Source organism: Mesorhizobium sp. M1A.F.Ca.IN.020.03.2.1, assembly GCF_004023205.1.
Classification (GTDB): domain Bacteria; phylum Pseudomonadota; class Alphaproteobacteria; order Rhizobiales; family Rhizobiaceae; genus Mesorhizobium.
In genome coordinates, this window is record NZ_RZSV01000067.1 from 1 (window position 1) to 25,868 (window position 25,868).

24 protein-coding genes are annotated in these 25,868 nt (G+C 63.5%); 23 read left to right on the forward strand and 1 reads right to left on the reverse strand.

Annotated features, from left to right (window positions below; translation table 11 throughout):
* On the reverse strand, positions 1–896 hold an 896-nt coding region (locus EOA79_RS13435; RefSeq protein ID WP_164893854.1), incomplete at its 3' end, for a crosslink repair DNA glycosylase YcaQ family protein.
* A gap of 334 nt (positions 897–1,230) precedes the next feature.
* Here EOA79_RS13435 and EOA79_RS13440 point away from each other — a divergent pair.
* The 23 genes from EOA79_RS13440 to EOA79_RS13550 form a co-directional block, all read left to right on the forward strand.
* Positions 1,231–1,596, forward strand: coding sequence for an NADH-quinone oxidoreductase subunit A (locus tag EOA79_RS13440; RefSeq protein WP_027169002.1), 366 nt, complete (start codon positions 1,231–1,233; stop codon positions 1,594–1,596).
* Positions 1,587–2,168, forward strand: coding sequence for an NADH-quinone oxidoreductase subunit B (locus EOA79_RS13445; RefSeq protein WP_013531090.1), 582 nt, complete (start codon positions 1,587–1,589; stop codon positions 2,166–2,168). The genes EOA79_RS13440 and EOA79_RS13445 overlap by 10 nt, the downstream gene beginning before the upstream one ends.
* A 4-nt stretch (positions 2,169–2,172) precedes the next feature.
* Complete coding sequence (locus EOA79_RS13450; RefSeq protein WP_066998762.1) at positions 2,173–2,778, forward strand: NADH-quinone oxidoreductase subunit C; 606 nt, start codon at positions 2,173–2,175, stop codon at positions 2,776–2,778.
* A 9-nt stretch (positions 2,779–2,787) separates the two neighbouring features.
* Positions 2,788–3,978: an NADH-quinone oxidoreductase subunit D gene (locus EOA79_RS13455; RefSeq protein ID WP_095826207.1), complete on the forward strand. Its 1,191-nt coding sequence runs from the start codon at positions 2,788–2,790 to the stop codon at positions 3,976–3,978.
* The gene (locus EOA79_RS13460; RefSeq protein ID WP_095826206.1) at positions 3,979–5,283 is read left to right on the forward strand and encodes an NADH-quinone oxidoreductase subunit E; all 1,305 of its coding nucleotides are present in this window, start codon (positions 3,979–3,981) and stop codon (positions 5,281–5,283) included.
* Positions 5,284–5,293: 10 nt separating this feature from the next.
* On the forward strand, positions 5,294–6,598 hold the full coding sequence (nuoF, locus tag EOA79_RS13465) for an NADH-quinone oxidoreductase subunit NuoF (RefSeq protein WP_128293053.1): 1,305 nt from the start codon (positions 5,294–5,296) through the stop codon (positions 6,596–6,598).
* A 72-nt stretch (positions 6,599–6,670) separates the two neighbouring features.
* Positions 6,671–7,351 carry an NADH-ubiquinone dehydrogenase gene (locus EOA79_RS13470; protein WP_095826205.1) on the forward strand — a complete coding sequence of 227 codons (681 nt, stop codon included), beginning with the start codon at positions 6,671–6,673 and terminating at the stop codon, positions 7,349–7,351.
* Between the two features lie 72 nt (positions 7,352–7,423).
* Positions 7,424–9,505: an NADH-quinone oxidoreductase subunit NuoG gene (gene nuoG / locus EOA79_RS13475; protein WP_095826204.1), complete on the forward strand. Its 2,082-nt coding sequence runs from the start codon at positions 7,424–7,426 to the stop codon at positions 9,503–9,505.
* Positions 9,506–9,507: 2 nt separating this feature from the next.
* A complete protein-coding gene (nuoH, locus tag EOA79_RS13480) occupies positions 9,508–10,551 on the forward strand; it encodes an NADH-quinone oxidoreductase subunit NuoH (protein WP_066998780.1) in 1,044 nt (347 codons plus the stop codon).
* Positions 10,551–11,042, forward strand: coding sequence for an NADH-quinone oxidoreductase subunit NuoI (gene nuoI / locus EOA79_RS13485; RefSeq protein ID WP_066998784.1), 492 nt, complete (start codon positions 10,551–10,553; stop codon positions 11,040–11,042). The genes nuoH and nuoI overlap by 1 nt, the downstream gene beginning before the upstream one ends.
* Before the next feature lie 235 nt (positions 11,043–11,277).
* Positions 11,278–11,898, forward strand: a complete 621-nt coding sequence (locus tag EOA79_RS13490; protein WP_066998787.1) for an NADH-quinone oxidoreductase subunit J — start codon at positions 11,278–11,280, stop codon at positions 11,896–11,898.
* Between the two features lies 1 nt (position 11,899).
* Positions 11,900–12,208 carry an NADH-quinone oxidoreductase subunit NuoK gene (nuoK, locus tag EOA79_RS13495; RefSeq protein ID WP_095826203.1) on the forward strand — a complete coding sequence of 103 codons (309 nt, stop codon included), beginning with the start codon at positions 11,900–11,902 and terminating at the stop codon, positions 12,206–12,208.
* 11 nt (positions 12,209–12,219) lie between these two features.
* Complete coding sequence (gene nuoL / locus EOA79_RS13500) at positions 12,220–14,193, forward strand: NADH-quinone oxidoreductase subunit L (RefSeq protein ID WP_128293055.1); 1,974 nt, start codon at positions 12,220–12,222, stop codon at positions 14,191–14,193.
* Positions 14,193–15,698, forward strand: coding sequence for an NADH-quinone oxidoreductase subunit M (locus EOA79_RS13505; protein ID WP_095826201.1), 1,506 nt, complete (start codon positions 14,193–14,195; stop codon positions 15,696–15,698). Before nuoL ends, EOA79_RS13505 begins: the two co-directional genes overlap by 1 nt.
* Before the next feature lie 13 nt (positions 15,699–15,711).
* Positions 15,712–17,148 (forward strand): NADH-quinone oxidoreductase subunit NuoN, encoded by a 1,437-nt coding sequence (nuoN, locus tag EOA79_RS13510; protein ID WP_095826200.1) that lies wholly within the window; start codon positions 15,712–15,714, stop codon positions 17,146–17,148.
* Positions 17,149–17,152: 4 nt separating this feature from the next.
* Positions 17,153–17,974, forward strand: coding sequence for a biotin--[acetyl-CoA-carboxylase] ligase (locus tag EOA79_RS13515; RefSeq protein ID WP_128293057.1), 822 nt, complete (start codon positions 17,153–17,155; stop codon positions 17,972–17,974).
* Positions 17,975–18,023: 49 nt separating this feature from the next.
* On the forward strand, positions 18,024–19,694 hold the full coding sequence (locus EOA79_RS13520; RefSeq protein WP_095826198.1) for a ribonuclease J: 1,671 nt from the start codon (positions 18,024–18,026) through the stop codon (positions 19,692–19,694).
* Positions 19,695–19,787: 93 nt separating this feature from the next.
* Positions 19,788–20,192 carry a methylmalonyl-CoA epimerase gene (gene mce / locus EOA79_RS13525; RefSeq protein ID WP_127335588.1) on the forward strand — a complete coding sequence of 135 codons (405 nt, stop codon included), beginning with the start codon at positions 19,788–19,790 and terminating at the stop codon, positions 20,190–20,192.
* Positions 20,189–20,473, forward strand: coding sequence for a DUF1467 family protein (locus tag EOA79_RS13530; RefSeq protein ID WP_095826196.1), 285 nt, complete (start codon positions 20,189–20,191; stop codon positions 20,471–20,473). Before mce ends, EOA79_RS13530 begins: the two co-directional genes overlap by 4 nt.
* Before the next feature lie 575 nt (positions 20,474–21,048).
* Positions 21,049–22,374, forward strand: coding sequence for a proline--tRNA ligase (gene proS / locus EOA79_RS13535; protein ID WP_095826229.1), 1,326 nt, complete (start codon positions 21,049–21,051; stop codon positions 22,372–22,374).
* Positions 22,374–23,657, forward strand: a complete 1,284-nt coding sequence (locus EOA79_RS13540; protein WP_095826195.1) for a lipoprotein-releasing ABC transporter permease subunit — start codon at positions 22,374–22,376, stop codon at positions 23,655–23,657. The genes proS and EOA79_RS13540 overlap by 1 nt, the downstream gene beginning before the upstream one ends.
* Positions 23,654–24,337, forward strand: coding sequence for an ABC transporter ATP-binding protein (locus tag EOA79_RS13545; protein ID WP_176477718.1), 684 nt, complete (start codon positions 23,654–23,656; stop codon positions 24,335–24,337). Before EOA79_RS13540 ends, EOA79_RS13545 begins: the two co-directional genes overlap by 4 nt.
* A gap of 513 nt (positions 24,338–24,850) precedes the next feature.
* Positions 24,851–25,868, forward strand: a 1,018-nt coding sequence (locus tag EOA79_RS13550) for an SRPBCC family protein (protein ID WP_128293058.1), incomplete at its 3' end; no start/stop codon positions are given.

The following is a 25,868-nucleotide window of genomic DNA, read 5'->3' on the forward strand; positions in this document are numbered from 1 at the left end:
TTCTCGGTGCGCGTGCGTTCGAAAACCACCGGATCGAAGGGCGCGAGCAGGGCGCGAGCCTCGATGCGGCGCGGAAAGCGGGCATCCTTGTGGAGATAGGCGGGCTTGTCCCAGCCTTCGACCTTCGCCGGCAGCAGTTCGCCCATCTCGACCAGTTCCTCGATCCTGGCCTTCGTATCGCCAGGCGCCAGGCGGAAATAGTCGCGCAGGTCGCCATAGGTGGCGATGCCGTGGGCGCGCGCGGAAATGCGCAGCAACTGGCGATGCGCGTCCTCGACAGAGGGCACCGGCAAGTCGAGCACGGCCGGCGGCAGAACCCGTTCGGGCAGGTCGTAATAGCGCTCGAATCCACGCCGGTAGGCGGTGGTGATGCGCCCGGCCCAGAACAGCCATTCGAAAGCGTGCTTGGCCTCGCTCCAGCCCCACCAGCTGCCATTGCCCTTGTGGCCTTCGATGTCGGAGGCGGCGATCGGCCCGCGTTCCGCGACTTGGCCGTAGATCTCCTCGATCATCGCCTTGCGCTCGCGGCCCCATTTGGCGAGGCCGAGATACATTTCCTCGCCTTGCTCGGCGCGCTGCATGCGCCAGCGCATCAGCGGATAGGTCTCGACGGGCAGGAAGGAAGCCTCATGGGCCCAGTATTCGAAGACGGTTCGCTTGCGCGTGACGGCCGCGTTGTCGAGCAGCGCAAGCGGGTAGGGGCCGAGGCGCGAATAGAGCGGCATATAGTGGGCGCGCACCACGGCGCTGACGGAATCGATCTGCAGCAGGCCAGTTCGGGAAAGCACACGGGCGAGATGGCGACGATCGGGCGTGCCGGCCGGCCGCGCATCGGTAAAACCCTGCGCGCCGAGCGCAATGCGCCTTGCTGCGGCGAGCGAGATCTTTTCTTTCATCCAGCTACCTTGCCCTGATCCTTTGCCGGGATTTCCAGTCGGTGATTCCGGCCATGCTAACAGGCAAATGGCGGGAGATATGTCAGGATAGAAAAGTGGAGTAAAACCTGAAGGAAATCAAACAGGAGCGGATCGGACCAGTTTCTTCCGATATGGCGTCCAGGGCCGGATTTTGAACAAGGTTTGACTTGCGTCGCCGAAACCGCTGCGCTAACCCTCGCCGCGTCGCAGCATAGGCCACCTAAAACGGTTCAGCGGGTTAAACTGTCACGCTTCCGCCTTAGAGTCCGTTGCTGTAATCAAAGTGAACTGGCCGCCGAAGGAAAGTCGCCGCATGAGCGCACTCCTAAGTTCGTATCTGCCCATCGTGCTCTTCATCGCAGTGGCGATGGTCGTCGGCCTGGCGCTGATCGTTGCGCCGTTCCTGGTTGCCTACCGCAATCCCGATCCGGAAAAGCTTTCCGCCTATGAATGCGGGTTCAACTCGTTCGACGACGCCCGCATGAAGTTCGACATCCGCTTCTACCTGGTGTCTATCCTGTTCATCATCTTCGATCTCGAGGTCGCCTTCCTGTTCCCGTGGGCGGTGTCCTTCTCCAAGCTCGGCATGCTCGGCTTCTGGTCGATGATGGTGTTCCTGGCGGTGCTGACCATCGGCTTTGCCTATGAATGGAAAAAAGGAGCGCTGGAATGGGATTGAACGACAGTTCAGGCACCCTCGTCGCGCCGAAGCCCAAGGGCATCATCGATCCCAACACCGGCAGGCCGGTGGGGGAGGACGATCCCTTCTTCCTCGAGATCAATAATGAGCTGGCCGACAAGGGCTTCCTTGTCACCTCGACCGAGGCGCTGATCACTTGGGCGCGCAGCGGCTCGCTGATGTTCATGACCTTCGGTCTCGCCTGCTGCGCGGTCGAGATGATCCACACCTCGATGCCGCGCTATGACTCAGAGAGGTTCGGCGTCGCGCCGCGCGCGTCTCCGCGCCAGTCCGATATCATGATCGTCGCGGGCACACTGACCAACAAGATGGCGCCGGCGCTGCGCAAGGTCTACGACCAGATGCCGGAGCCGCGCTACGTCATCTCGATGGGTTCGTGCGCCAATGGCGGCGGCTATTATCACTATTCCTATTCGGTGGTGCGCGGCTGCGACCGCATCGTGCCGGTCGACATCTATGTCCCCGGCTGCCCGCCGAGCGCCGAAGCGCTGCTCTACGGCATTCTCCTGTTGCAGAAGAAGATCCGCCGCACCGGCACGATCGAACGGTGAACCAATGGCCTTGGCGTTGCACGAACTCTCCACCTATCTCGGCGAGAAGCTCTCCGGCCGCATCGGCGAAACGGTGCTTGCTTATGGCGAACTGACGGTTTGCGTCGAGCCGGGCAACTTGACCGAGGTCGCGACCTTTCTGCGCGACGACCCGCGCTGCCAGTTCGTCTCGATCATCGACATTTGCGGCGCCGACTATCCGTCGCGTGCCAAGCGCTTCGACGTCGTCTACCACCTGTTGTCGCCGAAGCAGAACGTCCGCATCCGCCTCAAGGTCCAGGCCGACGAGGAGACGCTGGTGCCGTCGCTGACCGGCGTCTATCCCGGCGCCGACTGGTTCGAGCGCGAGACCTATGATCTCTACGGCGTGCTCTTCTCCGGCCATCCGGACCTGCGCCGCATCCTCACCGACTACGGCTTTGAAGGGCATCCCCTGCGCAAGGACTTCCCGCTGACCGGCTTCGTCGAGGTTCGCTACGACGACGAGGCCAAGCGAGTCATCTATGAGCCGGTGGAATTGAAGCAGGAATTTAGAAACTTTGACTTTTTGAGCCCATGGGAGGGAACGGATTACGTCCTTCCGGGCGATGAAAAGGCGAAGCCAAATTGAGGCGCCACAATGGCTGAAACCTCCGTCCGCAATTTTAACATTAACTTTGGGCCTCAACACCCTGCTGCGCACGGCGTTTTGCGTCTCGTGCTGGAGCTGGACGGCGAGGTGGTCGACCGCGTCGATCCGCATATCGGCCTGCTGCATCGCGGTACCGAGAAGCTGATCGAGGCCAAGACCTATCTGCAGGCGGTGCCCTATCTCGATCGGCTCGACTATTGCGCGCCGATGAACCAGGAGCATGCCTTCGCGCTCGCGGCCGAGCGCCTGCTCGGCATCGAGGTGCCGAAGCGCGGCCAGCTGATCCGCGTGCTCTATTCCGAAATGGGCCGCATCATGTCGCACATCCTCAATGTGACGACGCAGGCGATGGACGTCGGCGCGCTGACGCCGCCTCTGTGGGGCTTCGTCGAGCGCGAGAAGCTGATGGTGTTTTATGAGCGCGCCTCCGGCTCGCGCATGCATGCGGCCTACTTCCGGCCAGGCGGCGTGCATCAGGACCTGCCGCAGAGGCTGATCGAGGATATCGGCAAGTGGATCGATCCGTTCCTGAAGTCGGTCGACGACCTTGATGCCTTGCTCACCGGCAACCGCATCTTCAAGCAGCGCAATGTCGACATCGGCACGGTGTCGCTCGCCGACGCCTGGGCCTGGGGTTTTTCGGGCGTGATGGTGCGCGGCTCGGGCGCGGCCTGGGACCTGCGCAAGGCGCAGCCCTATGAATGCTATTCCGAGATGGATTTCGACATCCCGATCGGCAAGAACGGCGACTGCTACGACCGCTATCTCGTGCGCATGGAAGAGATGCGCCAATCGGCCAAGATCATGCGCCAGTGCGTCGAACTTCTGCTCGGCAAGGAGAGCGCCGGACCGGTGTCGAACCTCGACGGCAAGGTGGTGCCGCCGAAGCGCTCGGCGATGAAGCGCTCGATGGAAGCGCTCATCCATCATTTCAAGCTCTATACCGAGGGCTATCGCGTGCCGGCCGGCGAGGTCTATGCGGCTGTCGAGGCGCCGAAGGGCGAGTTCGGCGTCTATCTCGTCTCCGACGGCACCAATAAGCCCTATCGCTGCAAGCTGCGCGCGCCGGGTTTTGCGCATCTGCAGGCCATGGATTTCCTGTGCCGCGGCCACATGCTGGCCGACGTCACCGCCGTGCTTGGCTCCCTCGACATCGTGTTTGGTGAGGTCGATCGCTAAATGTCAGTCCGCCGTCTCGCAGATGCCAGCGTCCAGCCAGCCTCCTTCGCCTTCAACGAGGCGAACGCCGCGGCGGCACAGCAGTGGATCGCCAAATACCCAAAGGGACGCGAGCAGTCGGCCATCATCCCGTTGCTCATGATCGCTCAGGAACAGGAAGGCTGGGTGACGAAGGCGGCGATCGAGACGATCTCGGATATGCTCGGCATGCCGCGCATCCGCGGCCTCGAGGTCGCGACCTTCTACACGCAATACCAGCTCAATCCGGTCGGCACCCGCGCCCATATCCAGGTCTGCGGCACCACGCCCTGCATGCTGCGCGGCTCGGAAGCGCTGATGGATGTGTGCCGGTCTAAGATCCATCACGACCAGTTCCATACCAACGACAAGGGCACGCTGTCGTGGGAGGAGGTCGAATGCCTCGGCGCCTGCGTCAACGCGCCGATGGTCATGATCTTCAAGGACACGTTCGAAGACCTGACGCCGGAGCGCCTTGCCGAGATCATCGATCTCTATGAAGCCGGCAAAGGCGCCGAGGTGAAGCCCGGTCCGCAGAACGGCCGCACCGGTTCGGAGCCGGCCACGGGCCTGACGACGCTGAAGAGCGAGAAGGCAATCCTGAAATCCACCCGCGACAAGGAAGCCAAGGCCGCCGCGAAGGCAGCCAGGCAAGCCGCTGCCGCAGCGCCGGCTGCTGCATCCGCCGCCGTCGTCTCGCAGGCGCCTGCCGCGCCGCCCCCGGCCCCTGTCGGGCCATCGAAATCCGGCAAGCCGAAAACCGACGCGCCCGAAACCAGTCCGGCACTAAGGACACCGTCGCCGGTCAAGGTTTCGCCCGCCACCGAGAAGGCGGCCAGCGTCAGGGCGCCGCGCCACTCCGCAGCCAATGCCAACCAGGCTTCTCCGGAAGTCGAGGCGGTTTCGAAGCCGCGCAGCGGGCCGAAGGCCAAGGCCGAGCCGGCGTCCGCCTTCAAGTCGCCGGAAGCGAAGCAACCTGCGACCAAGACGGCCAAGCCTTCGCTCGAGGACAAGAACCGCCCGGCCGGGATCGCGCGTCCGGCAACGGTCGACGATCTGAAGCTGATCTCCGGTGTCGGTCCGAAGATCGAAGGCGTCCTGCATTCGCTTGGCATTTATACTTTCGCGCAGGTCTCTGCGTGGAGGAAGGCCGAGCGCGAATGGGTCGACGGCTATCTCAATTTCCGCGGCCGTATCGAGCGCGACGACTGGGCGAAGCAGGCCAAGGCGCTCGCCAAGGGCGGCGTCGCCGAGTACATCCGCGTCTTCGGCAAGAAGCCGGTCTGAGGGACGAACAATGCTTCAGGACAAAGACCGCATCTTCACCAACATCTACGGCCTCTTCGACAAGTCGCTGGCCGGAGCGCAGGCGCGCGGCATGTGGGACGATACACCCGGCCTGATCGCCAAGGGACGCGACTGGATCATCAACGAAATGAAGGCAAGCGGCCTGCGCGGCCGTGGCGGCGCCGGCTTCCCGACCGGCCTGAAATGGTCGTTCATGCCCAAGCAGAGCGATGGCCGGCCGAGCTATCTCGTCATCAATGCCGACGAATCCGAGCCTGGCACCTGCAAGGACCGTGACATTCTGCGCAACGATCCGCATACGCTGGTCGAGGGCGCGCTGGTCGCCGGTTTCGCCATGGGCGCGGTCGCTGCTTACATCTATGTGCGCGGCGAGTTCATCCGCGAGCGCGAGGCGCTGCAGCGCGCCATCGACGAGGCTTATGCGGCCAAGCTCATCGGCAAGAACAACACCTCCGGCTACGACTTCGACGTCTATATGCACCACGGCGCCGGCGCCTATATTTGCGGCGAGGAGACGGCGCTGCTCGAAAGCCTCGAGGGCAAGAAGGGCCAGCCGCGACTGAAGCCGCCATTCCCGGCCAATGTCGGCCTTTATGGCTGCCCGACCACGGTCAACAACGTCGAATCCATCGCCGTGGCGCCGACGATCCTGCGCCGGGGTGCTGCCTGGTTCTCGTCCTTCGGCCGGCCGAACAATGCCGGCACCAAGCTCTTCTGCGTGTCCGGGCACGTCAACAATCCGTGCACCTTCGAAGAGGCGATGTCGATCCCGTTCCGCGAACTGATCGAGACGCATTGCGGCGGCATTCGCGGCGGCTGGGACAATCTGCTCGCGGTCATCCCGGGCGGCGCTTCGGTGCCGCTGGTGCCGGCCGAGCAGATCATCGACGCGCCGATGGATTTCGATGCGTTGCGCGACCTCAAATCCGGCCTCGGCACTGCGGCTGTCATCGTCATGGACAAGTCGACCGATATCGTGAAGGCGATCGCCAGGCTTTCCTACTTCTACAAGCATGAGAGCTGCGGCCAGTGCACGCCGTGCCGCGAAGGCACCGGCTGGATGTGGCGGGGGATGGAACGGCTGGTGCGCGGCGAAGCGCAGAAGCGCGAGATCGACATGCTGCTCGATGTCACCAAGCAGGTGGAAGGTCACACGATCTGCGCGCTGGGCGATGCCGCGGCCTGGCCGATCCAGGGCCTGATGCGGCATTTCCGTGGCGAGGTGGAGCGCCGCATCGACGAGTTTTCGCGCAACGCGCACCGGGTCGAGCCGGTGATGGCGGCGGCGGAATAGATTTGCAAGACGGGCATTGCCCGGGACGGAAAGCAGGGGCGGGGCGCACGAAGAAACGACCAGGAGATGTCTATGGCGCCGTATTCGATAGCCTACCCGCTGATGCCTTATTTGGACGAACTCGAGAAGATGAACCCGGACCTGACCAAGATGATGCCGAGGGAGATGGCCAGCGCCGTCAACCTGATGGCGCATCCTGTCGCGGGCGTGGCTGCACTATCGGCGGTAGGCATCGGTTTCGCCAACCATGCCCTGGGTGTCTGGGTGGGCGCGTTCTCCGGCGCCGTCGAAGCCTCGCAGCGCATGCTCCAGCCGTTCCTCGACGATCTCGAGGCGCGGACCGAAGCCGCCAACAATTCGTCCAAGGCGCGCAAGGCGACCGAGACGCTGATCGCCGAGGCGCAGACCTTCGCCAGGGATGTGACCGACATCGCGGCGAACGCCAGCGCTGAGAAGGCGCTCGACGCGAGAGGCGACACGGTAGCCGGAACGGCCGCGACCGGTCTGATGCCGGAAGATTTCAGGCAGCCCAAGGCGATCGACAAGCCGGCAAAGCCGTCCGACCTGAAGGCGATATCGGGCATCGGGCCGAAGCTGGAGAAGGTGCTGAATGGTCTTGGCATCTGGTCCTACGACCAGATCGCTGCCTGGACCGCGGAAGAGATCGCCTGGGTCGAGGATTACCTGTCGCTCGCCGGCCGCGTCGGCCGCGACGACTGGACTGGCCAAGCGGCGGCGCTGGCCGCCAAGTAGTGAGATGAAATGCCGGGCGCAGTCGCGCCCCGGAACGAAAGATTGCGGGAAATCCGCGAGGGTTTGAGGCGAATGGCAAAGCTCAAGGTCGACGGGAAAGAGATCACGGTACCCGACCATTACACGCTGCTGCAGGCGGCCGAGGACGCCGGCGCGGAAGTGCCGCGCTTCTGCTTCCATGAGCGGTTGTCCATCGCCGGCAATTGCCGCATGTGCCTGATCGAGGTGAAGGGTGGCCCGCCCAAGCCGCAGGCCTCCTGCGCCATGGGCGTGCGCGACCTGCGCCCCGGCCCGAATGGCGAAGCGCCGGAAATCTTCACCAACACGCCGATGGTCAAGAAGGCCCGCGAAGGCGTGATGGAGTTCCTGCTGATCAACCATCCGCTGGATTGCCCGATCTGCGACCAGGGCGGCGAGTGCGACCTGCAGGACCAGGCGATGGCCTTCGGCGTCGACTCCTCGCGCTACCATGAGAACAAGCGGGCGGTCGAAGACAAGTATATCGGTCCGCTGGTCAAGACGGTGATGAACCGCTGCATCCACTGCACGCGCTGCGTCCGCTTCACCACCGAGGTCGCCGGCATCTCCGAACTCGGCCTGATCGGCCGCGGCGAGGATGCCGAGATCACCACCTATCTCGAACAGGCGATGACCTCCGAGCTCCAGGGCAACGTCATCGACCTTTGCCCGGTCGGCGCGCTGACCTCCAAGCCGTTCGCCTTCCAGGCGCGGCCGTGGGAGCTGACCAAGACGGAGTCGATCGACGTCATGGACGCCGTCGGCTCGGCGATCCGCGTCGATAGCCGCGGCCGCGAGGTGATGCGCATCCTGCCGCGCGTCAACGAGGCCGTGAACGAGGAGTGGATCTCGGACAAGACGCGCTTCATCTGGGATGGCCTGCGCACCCAGCGCCTCGATCGTCCCTACGTTCGCAAGAACGGCAAGCTTGCTCCGGCAAGCTGGGCGGAAGCCTTCGCGGCGATCAAGGACGAGGTGTCGAAGACGGCCCCTGAGCGCGTCGGTGCGATCGCCGGCGACCTCGCCGCGGTCGAGGAAATCTATGCGCTCAAGCTTTTGATGGCGGCGCTCGGCTCCAAGAACATCGACTGCCGCCAGGACGGCGCCGCGCTCGATCCGTCGCTCGGCCGCGCGAGCTACATCTTCAATCCGACCATAGAAGGCATCGAGCAGGCCGACGCGGTGCTGATCGTCGGCGCCAATCCGCGCTTCGAGGCCTCCGTGCTCAACGCCCGCATCCGCAAGCGCTGGCGCGTCGGCAACCTGCCGATCGGCGTCATCGGCGAGATCGGCGACACGCGCTATGACTACGAGCTCATCGGCGCCGGCCCAGAATCCTTGAAGGACTTGGCCGACGGCAACGGCAAGTTCTTCGAGGTGCTGAAGAATGCAGCGCATCCGCTGATCATCGTCGGCCAGGGCGCCCTGGCGCGCTCGGACGGCGCGGCAGTGCTCGGCCAGGCGGCAAGGCTGGCGACGACCGTCAATGCCGTCACGGCCGAGTGGAACGGCTTCGCGGTGCTGCACAACGCGGCGGCCAGAGTCGGCGGGCTCGACGTCGGCTTCGTGCCGGGCGAGGGCGGCAAGAATGTCGCCGGCATGCTGGGCGCGACGGATCTCCTGTTCCTGCTTGGCGCCGACGAGATCGACATGGCCAAGACCGGCGGCGCCTTCGTCGTCTATATCGGCACGCATGGCGATGCGGGCGCGCACCGCGCCAATGTCATCCTGCCGGCTGCTGCCTACACCGAAAAGTCCGGCACCTATGTGAACACGGAAGGCCGCGTGCAGCAGACCAACCGCGCCGGTTTCGCCCCGGGCGAAGCGCGCGAGGACTGGGCGATCCTGCGGGCGCTGTCGGATGTGCTCGGCAAGAAGCTGCCGTTCGATTCGCTGGCGCAGCTGCGCGCGAAGCTCTATGGCGAATACCCCCATCTTGCCCGCGTCGATCATGTCGCGGCGGGCAGCGCCGACGGCGTTGCCAGGGCGGCGAAGCTCGGCGGACGCTTGAACAAGGGCACCTTCACCTCGCCGGTGAAGGACTTCTATCTCACCAACCCGATCGCGCGGGCCTCGGCCGTGATGGCTGAGTGCTCGGCGCTGGCCAAGAGCGGCTTCAAGCAGGCGGCGGAATAAGCATGGACACCTTCTTTTCCTTCTACGTGCTGCCGGCGCTGCTGATCCTGTTGAAGTCGGTCGTGCTGATCGTCGTTCTTTTGATCTTTGTGGCTTACGTGCTTTATGCCGACCGCAAGATCTGGGCTGCGGTGCAGCTGCGCCGCGGCCCGAACGTGGTCGGTCCCTGGGGCACGCTGCAGGCCTTCGCCGACCTTTTGAAATTCGTCTTCAAGGAGCCGGTGATCCCGTCGGGCGCCAACAAGGGCGTCTTCCTGCTGGCGCCACTGGTCTCAGCCGTGCTCGCGATCTCGGCCTGGGCGGTCATTCCGGTCAATCAAGGCTGGGCTATCGCTAACATCAATGTCGGCATCCTTTATGTTTTCGCCATCTCCTCGCTCGAGGTCTACGGCGTGATCATGGGCGGCTGGGCATCGAACTCGAAATATCCGTTCCTGGGCGCGCTGCGCTCAGCCGCGCAGATGGTGTCCTACGAGGTGTCGATCGGCTTCGTCATCGTCACCGTGCTGCTTTGCGTCGGCTCGCTCAACCTCTCCGACATCGTGCTCTCGCAGCAGGATGGCCTCGGCACCAAGCTCGGCCTGCCCAACACCTTCCTCGACTGGCACTGGCTGTCGCTGTTCCCGATGTTCATCGTGTTCTTCATCTCGGCGCTGGCCGAGACGAACCGTCCGCCCTTCGATCTGGTGGAAGCGGAATCGGAACTCGTCGCCGGACACATGGTCGAATATTCGTCGACGCCGTTCCTGCTCTTCTTCCTGGGCGAGTACGTCGCCGTCGTCCTGATGTGCGCGCTGGCCACCATCCTGTTCCTCGGCGGCTGGCTGCCACCGTTCGACTTCGCGCCCTTCACCTGGGTGCCGGGCCTGATCTGGTTCGTGCTCAAGGTCTGCCTGGTGTTCTTCATGTTCTCGATGGTGAAGGCGTTTGTGCCGCGCTACCGCTATGATCAGCTGATGCGGCTAGGCTGGAAGGTCTTCCTGCCGATCTCGCTGTTCATGGTCGTCGCCACCGCGGCCTTCCTCAAGATCACGGGGTTTGCGTGATGTCCGCTCTTGCCCAAGCCGCAAAGGCCCTGCTGCTGAAGGATTTCGTCAGCGCCTTCTTCCTGTCGATGCGCCAGTTCGTTGCGCCGAAGGAGACGATCAACTATCCGCACGAGAAGGGACCGACCAGCCCGCGCTTCCGCGGCGAGCACGCGCTGCGCCGCTACCCCAATGGGGAGGAGCGCTGCATCGCCTGCAAGCTTTGCGAGGCGATCTGTCCGGCACAGGCGATCACCATCGAAGCCGGCCCGCGCCGCAACGACGGTACGCGGCGCACCGTGCGCTACGATATCGACATGGTGAAGTGCATCTATTGCGGCTTCTGCCAGGAAGCCTGCCCGGTCGACGCCATCGTCGAGGGGCCGAATTTCGAATTCGCGACCGAGACGCGCGAGGAGCTTTACTACAACAAGGAAAAGCTGCTCGCGAACGGCGATCGCTGGGAGCGTGAGCTGGCGCGCAACATCGCGTTGGACGCGCCCTATCGCTGAGATTTGACGCATGGACGGGGCGAGGGCCTCGTCCAAAGGATGGTCACCGAAAGTTGCAGACTTTCGGACCAGATCATCCTCCGGAATGAAAAGAGTGTCGCATGTTTCTTTCGATCGGGTCTTTCAACCCGATCGGAACATGCGATAGGAACACGCAACTTTGCCAGCCAGAGGCGGCGGCGACATCGAGCAGGGGCGCTGAGCCAGTGTTCGGACAGGAACCCGAGGGAACCCCATGCTGAGTGGACTAGAGGCGGTCTTTTTCTACCTCTTCGCCTTTATCGCCGTGGCGTCGGCCTTCATGGTCATTTCGTCGCGCAACCCCGTGCATTCGGTGCTGTTCCTGATCCTCACCTTCTTCAATGCCGCTGGCCTGTTCATGCTGACCGGCGCCGAGTTCCTGGCGATGATCCTGCTCGTCGTCTATGTCGGCGCTGTGATGGTGCTGTTCCTTTTCGTCGTCATGATGCTCGACGTCGACTTCGCGGAGATGAAGCAGGGCGCGCTGCAATATGCGCCGATCGGCGCGCTGGTCGGACTGATCCTGGCGGCGGAACTGATCGTCGTGCTCGGCGGCTACAGCTTCGCGCCGCAGCTTGCCTCGACGGTGGCGAAGGCAACGCCGGACCTCGCCGCGCGCTCCAACACGGCGGCGCTCGGCGACATCCTCTACACGGACTATCTCTATTATTTCCAGATCGCCGGCCTCGTGCTTCTGGTCGCCATGATCGGTGCCATCGTGCTGACGCTGCGCCACAAGGAAGGCGTCAAGCGGCAGTCGATCGCCGCCCAGGTCGGCCGCACGCCGGCAACGGGCATGGAAATCCGCAAGGTCAAGTCGGGCGAGGGTATCTGAGATGGTCGTCGGCATCGCGCATTATCTGACCGTATCGGCGATCCTGTTCACGCTCGGCGTGTTCGGCATTTTTTTGAACCGCCGCAACATCATCGTCATCCTGATGTCGATCGAGCTGATCCTGCTCGCGGTCAACATCAACTTCGTCGCCTTCGCGGCGGCGCTGCATGACCTCGTAGGGCAGGTATTCGCCCTGTTCGTGCTGACGGTCGCCGCGGCGGAGGCCGCGATCGGACTTGCCATTCTTGTCGTCTTCTTCCGCAACCGCGGCTCGATAGCGGTCGAAGACGTGAACCAGATGAAGGGTTGACGGGAACAACCATGTACCAGGCCATCGTCTTCCTTCCGCTGCTCGGCTTCCTGATTGTCGGCCTGTTCGGCAATTCGCTCGGCGCCAAGGCATCCGAATACATCACTTCCGGCTTCCTGGTGATCGCGGCGGTGCTGTCGTGGATCGCCTTCTTCACCGTCGGCTTCGGCCATGGCGAAGTGTTCACCGTGCCGGTGCTGCGCTGGATCCAGGCGGGCGGGCTCGACGTCGCCTGGGCGCTCAGGATCGACACACTGACGGTGGTGATGCTGGTCGTCGTCAACACCGTGTCGGCGCTGGTCCATATCTATTCGATCGGCTACATGCACCACGATCCGAACCGGCCGCGCTTCTTCGCCTATCTGTCGCTGTTCACCTTCGCGATGCTGATGCTGGTGACGGCTGACAATCTGGTGCAGATGTTCTTCGGCTGGGAAGGCGTCGGCCTCGCCTCCTATCTGCTGATCGGCTTCTGGTACAAGAAGCCCTCCGCCAACGCCGCGGCGATCAAGGCCTTCGTCGTCAACCGCGTCGGCGACTTCGGCTTCGCGCTCGGCATCTTCGGCGTCTTCGTGCTGTTCGGCTCGGTCAATCTCGGCACAGTCTTTGCCAACGCAGCCTCCTTCCTTCCGGCCGAAGGCGCGCCGGAGGGCGCCGCGGTGCTCACCTTCCTCGGCCATGCGCTCGACAAGCACACGGCGCTAACGGTGGTGTGCCTGCTGCTGTTCATGGGCGCCATGGGCAAGTCGGCGCAGGTGCCGCTGCACACCTGGCTGCCCGATGCCATGGAAGGCCCGACGCCCGTCTCGGCGCTGATCCATGCCGCGACCATGGTGACGGCCGGCGTGTTCATGCTGGCGAGGCTCTCGCCGCTGTTCGAGCTGTCGCATTCGGCGCTGACCGTCGTCACCTTCATCGGCGCCTTCACCGCCTTCTTCGCGGCCACCGTCGGCCTTGTCCAGAACGATATCAAGCGCGTCATCGCCTATTCGACCTGCTCGCAGCTCGGCTATATGTTCGTGGCGCTCGGCGTCGGCGCCTATGGCGCGGCGATCTTCCATCTGTTCACGCATGCCTTCTTCAAGGCGCTGCTCTTCCTCGGCTCGGGCTCGGTCATCCACGCCGTCTCCGACGAGCAGGACATGCGCCTGATGGGCGGGTTGAGGACGCTCATCCCCAAGACCTACTGGATGATGGTGATCGGCACCCTGGCGCTGACCGGCGTCGGGATCCCGGCGACGGTGATCGGCACCGCCGGCTTCTTCTCCAAGGACGCCATCATCGAAGCGTCCTTTGCCAGCCACAACGCGGTCGCGGGCTTTGCCTTCGTGCTGCTCGTGATCGCCGCCGCCTTCACAAGCTTCTATTCCTGGCGACTGATCTTCATGACCTTCCACGGCGAGCCGCGCGCCAGCCACGAGGTCATGCATCACGTGCATGAATCGCCGCCGGTGATGCTGGTGCCGCTCTACGTGCTGGCTGCCGGCGCGCTGTTTGCCGGCATCATCTTCCACGGCGCCTTCATCGGCGAGGGCTATGCCGAGTTCTGGAAGGCCTCGCTGTTCACGCTGCCGGACAACCACATCCTGCACGAGATCCACGAATTGCCGTTGTGGGTGGAACTGGCTCCGTTCATCGCCATGGTCATCGGCTTTGCGGTCGCGTGGAAGTTCTACATCCGCTCGCCAGAACTGCCCCGGAGCGTCGCCGCCAACCATCGCCTGCTCTACGGCTTCCTGCTCAACAAATGGTATTTCGACGAGCTCTACGACTTCCTTTTCGTGCGGCCGGCGAAGCGCCTCGGCCGGTTCCTATGGAAGACCGGTGACGGCGCCATCATCGACGGGCTCGGCCCGGACGGCATCTCGGCGCGCATCGTCGACGTCACCAACCGCGTCGTCAAATTGCAGACCGGCTACCTCTACCACTATGCCTTCGCCATGCTGATCGGCGTGGCCGCTCTCGTCACCTGGATGATGCTCTGATGACCGACTGGCCAATCCTCTCGCTGGTCACCTTCCTGCCGCTGGTTGGTGTTCTGCTCATTCTGCCGATCAGCGACGACAGCGAAAACGCGCGCCGCAACATCCGCTCGATCGCCTTCATCACGACGGCGTTCACCTTCGTGGTGTCGCTGTTCATCTGGAAGGGCTTCGATAATTCGCAGGCCGGCTTCCAATTCGTCGAGAAGCACGCCTGGCTGGATTCGGGCATCTCCTACCATATGGGCGTCGACGGCATCTCGATGCTGTTCGTCATCCTGACCACCTTCCTGATGCCGCTCTGCATCCTGGCCTCGTGGGATGCGATCGAGAAGCGCGTCAAGGCCTACATGATCGCCTTCCTGATCCTCGAGACGCTGATGATCGGCGTGTTCTGCGCGCTCGACATCGTGCTCTTCTACGTCTTCTTCGAGGGCGGCCTGATCCCGATGTTCATCATCATCGGTGTCTGGGGCGGCAAGCGGCGCGTCTATGCCTCGTTCAAGTTCTTCCTTTATACGCTTGCCGGCTCGGTGCTGATGCTGCTCGCCATCATGGCGATGTTCTTCCAGTCCGGCACGACCGACATCACCACGCTGCTGACGCACAACTTCCCGGCCAACATGCAGACCTGGCTGTGGCTCGCCTTCTTCGCCTCCTTCGCGGTGAAGATGCCGATGTGGCCGGTGCACACCTGGCTGCCCGACGCGCATGTCGAGGCGCCGACGGCGGGTTCGGTCATCCTGGCCGGCATCCTGTTGAAGATGGGCGGATACGGCTTCCTGCGCTTCTCGCTGCCGATGTTCCCGCTGGCGTCGGAGATGTTCGCGCCGCTGATCTTCACGCTCTCGGTCGTCGCCATCATCTACACCTCGCTGGTGGCGCTGATGCAGGAGGACATGAAGAAGCTCATCGCCTATTCGTCGGTCGCCCATATGGGCTTCGTCACCATGGGCATCTTCGCGATGAATCAGGAGGGCGTGCAGGGCGCGATGTTCCAGATGCTCAGCCATGGGCTCGTCTCCGGCGCGCTGTTCCTGTGCGTCGGTGTCATCTATGACCGCATGCATACGCGCGAAATCGACGCCTATGGCGGGCTGGTCAACAACATGCCGAAATACGCGACCGCGTTCATGATCTTCACCATGGCCAATGTCGGCCTGCCGGGCACCAGCGGCTTCGTCGGCGAGTTCCTGACCATGCTCGGCGTGTTTCGGGTCAACACCTGGGTGGCGTTCTTCGCCGCTACCGGCGTGATCCTGTCGGCAGCCTATGCGCTCTGGCTCTACCGCCGCGTGATCTTCGGCGCGCTGACCAAGGAGAGCCTGAAGAACCTGCTCGATCTGTCGACGCGCGAGAAGGCGATCATCTACCCGCTGGTGGTGCTGGTGATCTTCTTCGGCGTCTATCCGGCGCCTGTGTTCGATGCCACCACGCAGTCGGTCAAGGCGCTCGTCACCAACGTCACCGCATCCATCAATTCCGCGCAGACCGCGGCGGCGAACTGACCGGGGAAATACCATGACGCCGGACCTTCTCTCCAGCCTTTCGCTCTCGACGCCGGAACTGATCCTCGCCGTCGGCGCGCTGGCGCTTCTGATGGTGGGTGCCTATTCGCGCTCCAACAACACCACGACGGTGACCGGGCTCGCGGTCGCGGTGCTTGTGATCGCCGGCCTCTGGCTGGCTTTCTCCGGCGGCGAGGGGTCTGCCTATGGCAGCGCTTTCGTCCAGGACTCCTTCGGCCGCTTCATGAAGATGCTGGCGCTGATCGGCTCGGCCGTCACGCTCGTCATGTCGATGCGGTTTGCCAGGCAGGAGCATTTCGACAAGTTCGAATATCCGGTGCTGATCGTGCTGTGCACGCTCGGCATGATGCTGATGATCTCGGCCAACGGCATGATCGGCCTTTATCTCGGGCTCGAGCTGCAGTCGCTGGCGATCTATGTGCTGGCGGCGATCAACCGTGACAATGTCCGCTCGACCGAGGCCGGCCTCAAATATTTTGTTCTCGGAGCGCTGTCGTCGGGCATGCTGCTCTACGGCATCTCGCTGGTCTACGGTTATACCGGCAACACCGGCTTTCACGAGATCGCGACGGCGCTGGGCAGCGGCGAACGTCAGCTCGGCCTTGTCTTCGGCCTGGTCTTCGTGCTCGCCGGCCTCGCCTTCAAGATCTCGGCGGTGCCGTTCCACATGTGGACGCCGGACGTCTATGAGGGCGCACCGACGCCGATCACCGCCTTCCTGGCCGCCGCCCCGAAGATGGCGGCGATGGCGCTGATCGTGCGCGTCACCATGGGCGCCTTCAAGCCGATCGCCGCCGACTGGCAGCAGATCGTCGTCTTCATCTCGATCGCCTCGATGGCGCTCGGCGCCTTCGCCGCGATCGGCCAGACCAACATCAAACGGCTGATGGCCTATTCCTCGATCGGCCATATGGGCTACGCGCTGGTCGGCCTTGCCGCGAACAGCCAGGCCGGCGTGCGCGGCGTGGCGATCTACATGCTGATCTATCTGGTGATGACGCTCGGCACCTTCGCCTTCATCCTCGCCATGCGGCGCAAGGAGGGCAATGTCGAGCAGATCGGCGATCTGGCGGGCCTCGCCTCGACCAATCCCATCATGGCCACCATCCTCACCATCCTGATGTTCTCGCTGGCCGGCATTCCGCCGCTCGCCGGCTTCTGGGGGAAATGGTACGTGTTCCTCGCCGCCATCAACGCGCATCTCTATGCCCTGGCGATCATCGGCGTGCTGGCTTCGGTGGTGGGCGCCTACTATTACCTGCGCATCATCAAGATCATGTGGTTCGACGAGCCTGTCGGCGGCTTTGTGCCGATGGCCAGCGAATTGCGCCTCGTGCTCGGCGTCAGCGGCGCCTTCGTGCTGTTCTATGTGCTGATCGGCGGGCCGATCGGCAGCTATGCCGAAGCCGCCGCCAAGACCTTCTTCTGACGGGATGGCATTTCGGCTGGCTCCAACCGCGGCGTCGGAGGGGTTCCGGCTCAAGGCCCATGACAGCGTCGGCTCGACCAACGCGCTGGCGCTGGAGCACGCGCGCGCGGGCGATCCGGGAAAACTCTGGGTCGTCTCGAAGAAGCAGGAAAGCGGACGCGGTCGGCGCGGCCGCGCCTGGGCGACGCCTGAAGGCAATCTGGCGGCGACGCTGCTTCTGGTTCCGAATGGCGAGCTGCGGCTCGCCGCGACGCTTGGCTTCGTCGCCGGGCTTGCATTGGCCGACGCGCTCGATGCCGTCGTCCCGCAAGGCCGGATCGCCGTTGGCCTGGACGGAGCCAGCGAAGGACGCAACCGCTTCGAGCTGAAATGGCCGAACGACGTGCTCGCCACCGGCGCCAAGCTTGCCGGCATCCTGCTGGAATCGACCCTGCTCGAAGGCGGCCGTTTCGCGGTTGCCGTCGGCATCGGCGTCAACGTCGTGGCATACCCCGAGGATCTGCCTTATCCGGCGACGTCGCTGCAGGCGCTGGGTGCCAATTGCGATGCCGAGATGCTGTTCCTGGCGCTCTCGGATGCCTGGAGCGAGAATTTCAGATTGTGGGACGACGGGCGGGGACTTAGCGCGATCAGGAAACGCTGGTTGGCGCGCGCCGCGGGGCTCGGCGGCGAGGTTGCTGTCAGAATTGACGGCAATGTGGTGCGCGGCGTCTTCGAAACCATTGACGAGGACTGCCGTTTCGTGATCCGCGACGATGACGGAACTGTTTTGACGATCGCGGCCGGCGACGTGCATTTCGGCGCGGTCGCGTCGGCCCGTCTTTGACGACTTGATTTGATTGGCTTGGCCTGACTGGCCAGGAAGGAAAGGATTTATGGCGAATACTGAGAACGCCGAACTCGTCTTCGCGCCGCTCGGCGGCGTCGGCGAGATCGGCATGAACTTCGCCCTCTATGGCTACGGGCCCGCGGACGCGCGCGAATGGATCGTAGTCGATGTCGGAGTCACATTTCCGGACAGCGCGCATCCGGGCGTCGATCTGATCCTGCCCGACACACGCTTCATCGAGGAGAACCTCGACGGCTTGCGCGGCGTGGTCGTAACCCATGCGCATGAGGACCATTACGGCGCGCTGCTCGATATCTGGCCGAAGCTCAAAGTGCCGGTCTGGATGACGCCGTTCACCGCCGGCCTGCTGGAGGCCAAACGGCAGGGCGAGCAGAACGCGCCAAAAATCCCGGCAATGATCTACAGGGCCGGCGAGACGTTCACTATCGGGCCGTTCGAGATCGAAGCCATCCCGGTTGCGCATTCCATTCCCGAGCCGATGTCGCTGGCGATCGCTACGCCCGCCGGCACGGTAATCCACACCGGCGACTGGAAGATCGATCCGGCGCCGACGATCGGCCCCAAGACGGATGAGGCGCGCTTCCGCGCTTACGGCGACAAGGGCGTGCTGGCGCTGATCTGCGATTCCACCAATGCGCTGCGGGAAGGGGAGTCGCCGTCGGAAGTGGCGGTCGGCGAGGGCCTGAAAGGCGTCATCGAAAACGCCAAGGGCCGCGTCGCGGTCACCACCTTTTCCTCCAATGTCGGGCGCATCGTTTCGATCGCCAAGGCTGCGCGGGACGCCGGCCGCCAGTGCCTTGTGCTCGGCCGCTCGCTGAAGCGCGTGATCGATGTCGCGACAGAACTCGGCTACATGGACGGCCTGCCGGAATTCATTGCCGAGGAGGATTACGGCTATATCCCGCGCGAGAATCTGGTGGTCATCTGCACCGGCAGCCAGGGCGAGCCGCTGGCCGCACTTGCGAAGCTGTCGCGCGACGAGATGAAGTCGGTGGCGCTGACGGCCGGCGACACGGTGGTGTTTTCCTCGCGCACCATTCCCGGCAACGAGAAGGCGATCCTGGAGATCAAGAACCGGCTGATCGACCTCGGCATGAAGATCATCGAGGACGGCGACGCGCTGGTGCATGTCTCCGGCCATCCGCGCCGCAGCGAATTGCGGAAGATGTATGAATGGGTGCGGCCGCAGATCGGCGTGCCGGTGCACGGCGAGGCGGCGCATCTGGTGGCGCAGGGCTCGCTGATGTCGATGTCGGGCATCGGCCAGGTGGCACAGGTGCGCGACGGCGATATGCTGAGGCTCTGGCCCGGTCCGGCCACGATCATCGACCAGGTGCCGTTCGGCCGCCTCTACAAGGATGGATACTTGATCGGAACCGACCAGTCGATGGGCATACGCGACCGGCGCAAGCTGTCCTATGCCGGGCATGTCGCGGTCAACGTCGTGCTCGACGAGAAATACGAGCTAGCCGGCGATCCCGATCTGGTGGCGATCGGCGTCGCCGAGGCCGATGCCAGCGGCGAGACGCTAGAGGACCTGATGCTCGATGCGGCAATCGGCGCGGTGGACTCGATCCCCCGCCAGCGCAGAAAAGACCTCGACCTTGTGCAGGAGGCCGTGCGCCGCGCCGTCCGCGGCGCCGCCAACGAAGCCTGGGGCAAGAAGCCGCTGGTGACGGTGTTTGTCACTAGATAAGGGAGTAGGGGAGTACGGGAATAAGGGAGTAGGGAATAGCAAATAGCTCGGAGTTTTTCCTACCCCCCTACTCCCCTAACTTTCGGAGCGCTTATGCTCGGACGCCTAAATCATGTCGCGCTTGCCGTGCCGAACCTGGCTGCGGCGACAGCTGCGTATCGCGATACGCTGGGCGCTTGGCTGAGCGAGCCGCAGGCGCTGCCGGAACATGGCGTCACGGTTGTGTTCGTCGATGTCGGCAACACCAAGATCGAGCTGCTGGAGCCGCTGGGCGACGCTTCACCGATCGCGGCTTTCCTCGCGAAGAACCCGTCGGGCGGCATGCATCATGTCTGCTACGAGGTCGACGATATCCTCGTCGCGCGCGACCATCTCAAGGCGAGCGGCGCGCGTGTTCTCGGCGACGGCAATCCGAAGATCGGCGCGCATGGCAAGCCGGTGCTGTTCCTGCATCCCAAGGACTTCTTCGGCACGCTGGTCGAATTGGAGCAGGCATGAACTGGGTTTCCTTTGTCGCACTGTTCTTCGTCACCTGGTGGCTGGTGCTGTTCGCGGTGCTGCCGTTCAGCCTGCGCACCCAGGATGAGGACAAGGACGTGACGCTCGGCACGGTGTCGAGCGCGCCGAAGGGACCGCACATGCTGCGCGCGGCGATCCGCACGACGGTCGTCACCGCGATCGTGATCGGCATTTTCTACGGCCTGACAAGGGGGATCGGCTTCGGCTTCGACGACATCCCGCACATCGTGCCGGACTTTACTCATACTGCCGGCCGCTAGCACCCTGCACAGTTCCGCAAGTATTGATCAACCCGCACCCGTGCTGGTTGAAATCGGAAGCCGACTTCCGATTTTGAGGGCTAACGCAGCATAATGCTGTTTGGCAGGTCGTGGTCCTAAGCAGATGATTGCACAAAAAAAATGCAAGGCACGAGGCCTTGCAATTTAAACGCGTCCGATCTGTTTCCGGTGTCCGGCGGCAGCGAGTAACCGCGCCTAGATCGCATCCTCCCAAGACTTTGACCGCGTAGGAGAGCAGATTTTTCTCCGCCCTCTCGGTTATCGGCGCACACTAGACCAAGGCAGGTGAAAATGTCACGAAGAATTTTGCCCCCAAATAGGCAATATCGTGCTGCACTGCACAATAGTGGGGCAGCGCTTGCTTGTGAATCGATCAAAAGGCCAGATGCGGCACTTTGGTGGCCAAAACGGGCCTTCTGATCATGCGCAGAACGCCGCAACACTTTGGAGCGCTCGGGTTTCCATTCGGTCATGAAATGGCTATGAAGCCCGGGCAAGCAGCCTCGGTTGCGCCGATTCCCCGCGCCGCCATTTTTTCATTCACGGACCAGTCCATGCGTTTGTCGCGCTACTTCCTGCCCATTCTCAAAGAAAACCCCCGTGAGGCCGAAATCGTCTCGCATCGGCTGATGCTGCGCGCCGGCATGATCCGCCAGCAGGGGCAGGGCAGCTTCTCCTGGCTGCCGCTCGGCAAGCGCGTGCTGGACAAGGTCTGCCAGATCATCCGCGAGGAGCAGAATCGAGCCGGCGCGCTGGAAATCCTGATGCCGACCATCCAGTCGGCGGATCTGTGGCGCGAGAGCGGCCGTTACAATGACTACGGCAAGGAGATGCTGCGCATCAAGGACCGGCAGGACCGCGACATGCTCTATGGTCCGACCAATGAGGAAATGGTCACCGAGATCTTCCGCGCCTACGTCAAGTCCTACAAGGACCTGCCGCTCAACCTCTATCACATCCAGTGGAAGTTCCGCGACGAGGTGCGCCCCCGCTTCGGCGTGATGCGCTCGCGCGAGTTCCTGATGAAGGACGCTTACTCCTTCGATCTCGATTTTGAAGGCGCCAGAGCCGCCTATAACCGCATGTTCGTCTCATACTTGAGGACGTTCACGCGCATGGGCCTGCAGGCCATTCCGATGCGCGCCGATACCGGCCCGATCGGCGGCGACCTCAGCCACGAATTCATCATCCTGGCCGAGACCGGCGAGAGCCAGGTGTTCTGCGACCGCGCCTATCTGTCGCTCGACGTGCCCGGCGCGGATACGAACTTCTCCAACGATGCCGAGATCGGCGGCATCGTGACGAAATGGACGACTCCTTACGCCGCCACCGACGAGATGCATGACGAAGCGGCATGGGAGAAGGTGCCCGAAGGCGAGAGGCTCTCGGCGCGCGGCATCGAGGTCGGCCATATCTTCCATTTCGGCGAGAAGTATTCCAAGCCGATGAACGCGAAGGTCACCGGTCCCGATGGCAAGGACCATTATGCTTCGGGCGGCTCGTACGGCATCGGCCCGTCGCGGCTGGTCGCGGCAATCATCGAGGCGAGCCATGATGATAACGGCATTATTTGGCCGGAAGCGGTCGCGCCGTTCAATATCGGTCTGATCAACATGAAGGTCGGCGATGCCGAATGCGACCGCGTCTGCGACGAGCTCTACGCAGCGCTGACCTCGGCCGGCAAGGACGTGCTTTATGACGACACCGACCAGCGGCCGGGCGGCAAGTTCGCAACCGCCGACCTGATCGGCCTGCCCTGGCAGGTGATCGTCGGACCGCGCGGGGTGGCTAGCGGCGAGGTCGAGATCAAGAACCGCCGGAGCGGCGAGCGCGAGACGCTGCCGATCGCGGAGGCCCAGAAACGCCTGGGTATCGCGTAATGGGCGAGGCGGCTGCAGCTCGATCGCCGGCAGGCGCCTTTTCAGGCTTCGAGCGCATGGTGGCGTGGCGCTACCTGCGTTCGCGGCGCAAGGAGACGGTGATCTCGGTCATCGCCTCGATCTCGTTCCTCGGCATCATGCTGGGCGTCGCCACGCTGATCGTCGTCATGGCGGTGATGAACGGTTTTCGCGCCGAGCTGCTCACCCGCATCCTCGGCGTCAACGGCCATCTGATCGTGCAGCCGCTCGATTCGCCGCTGGAGGACTATGCGCAGGTGGCGAGCCGCATCAACGGCGTTGCCGGCGTCAAATACGCCATCCCGCTGATCGACGGGCAGGTGCTGGCGCAAGGCAATGTCGGCGGCGGCACCGGCGCGCTGGTGCGCGGCATTCGCGCCGAGGATCTCAACAAGATCTCGATTGTGTCCAGCAACATCAAGCAGGGCACGCTCGACGGTTTCGACACCGGCGATGGCGTGGCGATCGGCAAGCGCATGGCCGAGAATCTCGGGCTGGTGCTCGGCGACACCATCACGCTGATCTCACCCGAAGGCGACGTTACCCCGCTTGGCACCACGCCCCGCATGAAGGGCTACAAGGTGGCGGCGATTTTCGAGGTCGGCATGTCGGAATATGACAGCTCGATCGTCTACATGCCGTTCTCCGAAGCGCAGCTCTATTTCAATATGGACGGACGGGCGCAGACCATCGAGATCTATGTCGACAATCCCGACAATGTCGATGCGCTGAAGCCGTTGGTCGAGCAGGCTGCGCAGCGGCCGGTCGACCTCGTAGACTGGCGCCAGCGCAACGAGACCTTCTTCTCGGCGCTGCAGGTCGAGCGCAACGTCATGTTCATGATTCTCACGCTGATCGTGCTGGTGGCGGCGCTCAACATCATCTCCGGCCTCATCATGCTGGTGAAGGATAAGGGGCACGACATCGCGATCCTGCGCACCATGGGCGCGTCGCGCGGCGCGATCCTGCGCATTTTCCTGATGACCGGGGCTGCGATCGGGGTGACCGGGACCATCGCCGGCGTGCTGCTCGGCGTCGTCATCTGCCTCAACATCGAATCGATCCGCCAGTTCTTCTCCTGGATGACCGGCAGGATCCTGTTCAATCCCGAGCTCTATTTCCTCAGCCAGTTGCCTGCGAAAATGGACCCGCGCGAGACCACCTATGTCGTCATCATGGCGCTCAGCCTGTCTTTCCTGGCCACGGTATTTCCGGCCTGGCGGGCAGCCCGGCTCGATCCGGTCGAAGCCTTGAGGTACGAGTGATGGCCGAAGCCATTATCGAGCTTAAGGGCGTCGAGCGGCACTATGTCCAGGGGCCGCGCAAGCTGACCATTCTGAACGGCGCTGACTTCTCGCTTAGGCGTGGCGAGATGGTGGCGCTGGTGGCGCCGTCGGGCACCGGCAAGTCGACGCTGCTGCATACGGCGGGGCTGCTCGAGCGGCCGGACGCCGGCGACGTGATCCTCAGCGGCCGCGCCTGTGGCCGGCTGTCGGATGACGAGCGCACGGCTATCCGCCGCAACGATGTCGGCTTCGTCTACCAGTTCCATCATCTGCTGCCGGAGTTCACCGCGCTCGAAAACATCATGATGCCGCAGCTGATCAAGGGGCTCGGCCGCAAGGAGGCATCCGAGCGGGCGGCGCAGCTTCTCGACTACATGCAGATCGGCAAGCGGGCGCAGCACCGGCCGGCCGAGCTATCCGGCGGCGAGCAGCAGCGCGTGGCGATCGCGCGCGCGGTCGCCAATGCGCCGCTGGTGCTGCTGGCCGACGAACCTACCGGCAATCTCGACCCGGCCACCGCCTCCTACGTGTTCGATGCGCTGGAGGCGCTGGTCAGGCAGTCGGGGCTGGCGGCGCTGATCGCCACCCACAATCACGAGCTGGCCTCGCGCATGGACCGGCGGGTGACGCTGGCAGAAGGCAAGGTGGTGCCGCTTTAAGGCAAGCCGATAGTAGGCTGAGGCCGGCCTATCGACCGCAGCTTCTGCGCTTCCGTACTCACCTACGAACAAATACCCGCCGTTCCGGTTCTCAAAAGCCGCCATCCTCGGCTCGGCCTGATCTCGACTTGCCCTCCGCGCGCTCAAAAGAGCCTATCGTCTCGTCAATCTTTCCTTAACCGTGCCCAAACGGATCGCCTGAATTCACTCGGCATGCCGTTCTTCGATCGTTGACATTCGAACAACATTAGAACAAATTGCGAACATATTAACAACAGGAGAGAGTTATGGCCGATCTGGTTCAGGATGTCGTCTCGCTGGTCTGCATGAGCACCTTTCTCATTTCCATGGCGATCTGGATTGGCGCCATGTGAGCAGGCGGCTTCGCGCCGCCGCCTTGGACGGACGAAGGGTCCGCTCTCTGTTTGGGACGGGCAGGAGCTCGCCCGTTGTTAAGCTTTTCTTGGCCGCACCCCCGCTAGCTTGCCCCGCAAAGACAGGGAGCAAAGGGCAGTGTCGGTCATCGCCACGGTCACACTCGTGGCCGGAAATCTCGGACTGATCTTTCTCTTGATGACGGTGCCGCTCGGGCTGCGCACGGTTACGGTCAGCCGCGTGATCGAGGCTGACCGGAATCGCCTGTGGCAGGCGCTGTGGCCGTTCGGCAGCGACGCCGGCTGGTCGGGTGAAATCCTTTCCGTCGAACCGCTGGACGGCGAGGGGACGGCGCTGATCAAACTGTCCTGGGAAGGGCGCGACGGGCGGCCGATCGAACGCAAGGCGCGGCTCGACGATGTGGTGGAAGGCAGCCGTTTCTCGATGCGCGTCGTTGAGGACACGGCTCTCGATCCCTCGTTCTGGGCCGACTATCGCGAAACCACCGAGCTTGTCCCGGAAGGCGATGCGACGCGCGTTACGTTCACGCAAACCGACCGCTCTCGCGGCGTCGCCTTCCTGATCTTCCGCTACTTCGCCATGCGCCGCGAGCTCGCCAAGTTGCAGGTCTGGGCGAGAACCGGAACGTATCGCAGGGGCGGCTGGTTCGAGCATCCGGTGAGCCAGATAGGCTTTGCCGTGCTTTCGGCCTTCATCCTGTGGCCGTTCTTCGGCCTCAACCTCGGGGGACTGGCGCTGGCTGTCATCCTAACTTCGGTGGTGGCGCTGCACGAGCTTGGCCACATGGCGGCATTCCGCCTGACGGGACATCGCCGGGTGCGCATGATCTTCATTCCGTTGCTCGGCGGTATCGCCATGGGCGGCAGGCCGTATGACAGCCGCTTCGAGGTCGCGTTCGTGGCGCTGATGGGGGCGGGCTTCTCCGCTTTCCTTGTGCCTCTGCTGATCGCCGCCAGCGTCCTTGTCGGCAGCGAAGGACACCGCCCGGCGGCAGTGCTGCTGGCGACGCTTGCCGGCTGCACGTCGCTGTTCAACATCGCTAATCTGGTGCCGGTGTGGAAGTTCGACGGCGGCCAGGTGCTGCGCCAAATCTGCCCGGGTCCGATCGCGCTGGCGCTTGCCTCCTTCCTGCTGG

Coding starts and splice junctions, on each gene's coding strand:
- EOA79_RS13440 (WP_027169002.1), top strand. CDS start 1,231: ATGAGCGCACTCCTAAGTTCGTATCTGCCCATCGTGCTCTTCATCGCA.
- EOA79_RS13445 (WP_013531090.1), top strand. CDS start 1,587: ATGGGATTGAACGACAGTTCAGGCACCCTCGTCGCGCCGAAGCCCAAG.
- EOA79_RS13450 (WP_066998762.1), top strand. CDS start 2,173: ATGGCCTTGGCGTTGCACGAACTCTCCACCTATCTCGGCGAGAAGCTC.
- EOA79_RS13455 (WP_095826207.1), top strand. CDS start 2,788: ATGGCTGAAACCTCCGTCCGCAATTTTAACATTAACTTTGGGCCTCAA.
- EOA79_RS13460 (WP_095826206.1), top strand. CDS start 3,979: ATGTCAGTCCGCCGTCTCGCAGATGCCAGCGTCCAGCCAGCCTCCTTC.
- nuoF (WP_128293053.1), top strand. CDS start 5,294: ATGCTTCAGGACAAAGACCGCATCTTCACCAACATCTACGGCCTCTTC.
- EOA79_RS13470 (WP_095826205.1), top strand. CDS start 6,671: ATGGCGCCGTATTCGATAGCCTACCCGCTGATGCCTTATTTGGACGAA.
- nuoG (WP_095826204.1), top strand. CDS start 7,424: ATGGCAAAGCTCAAGGTCGACGGGAAAGAGATCACGGTACCCGACCAT.
- nuoH (WP_066998780.1), top strand. CDS start 9,508: ATGGACACCTTCTTTTCCTTCTACGTGCTGCCGGCGCTGCTGATCCTG.
- nuoI (WP_066998784.1), top strand. CDS start 10,551: ATGTCCGCTCTTGCCCAAGCCGCAAAGGCCCTGCTGCTGAAGGATTTC.
- EOA79_RS13490 (WP_066998787.1), top strand. CDS start 11,278: ATGCTGAGTGGACTAGAGGCGGTCTTTTTCTACCTCTTCGCCTTTATC.
- nuoK (WP_095826203.1), top strand. CDS start 11,900: ATGGTCGTCGGCATCGCGCATTATCTGACCGTATCGGCGATCCTGTTC.
- nuoL (WP_128293055.1), top strand. CDS start 12,220: ATGTACCAGGCCATCGTCTTCCTTCCGCTGCTCGGCTTCCTGATTGTC.
- EOA79_RS13505 (WP_095826201.1), top strand. CDS start 14,193: ATGACCGACTGGCCAATCCTCTCGCTGGTCACCTTCCTGCCGCTGGTT.
- nuoN (WP_095826200.1), top strand. CDS start 15,712: ATGACGCCGGACCTTCTCTCCAGCCTTTCGCTCTCGACGCCGGAACTG.
- EOA79_RS13515 (WP_128293057.1), top strand. CDS start 17,153: ATGGCATTTCGGCTGGCTCCAACCGCGGCGTCGGAGGGGTTCCGGCTC.
- EOA79_RS13520 (WP_095826198.1), top strand. CDS start 18,024: ATGGCGAATACTGAGAACGCCGAACTCGTCTTCGCGCCGCTCGGCGGC.
- mce (WP_127335588.1), top strand. CDS start 19,788: ATGCTCGGACGCCTAAATCATGTCGCGCTTGCCGTGCCGAACCTGGCT.
- EOA79_RS13530 (WP_095826196.1), top strand. CDS start 20,189: ATGAACTGGGTTTCCTTTGTCGCACTGTTCTTCGTCACCTGGTGGCTG.
- proS (WP_095826229.1), top strand. CDS start 21,049: ATGCGTTTGTCGCGCTACTTCCTGCCCATTCTCAAAGAAAACCCCCGT.
- EOA79_RS13540 (WP_095826195.1), top strand. CDS start 22,374: ATGGGCGAGGCGGCTGCAGCTCGATCGCCGGCAGGCGCCTTTTCAGGC.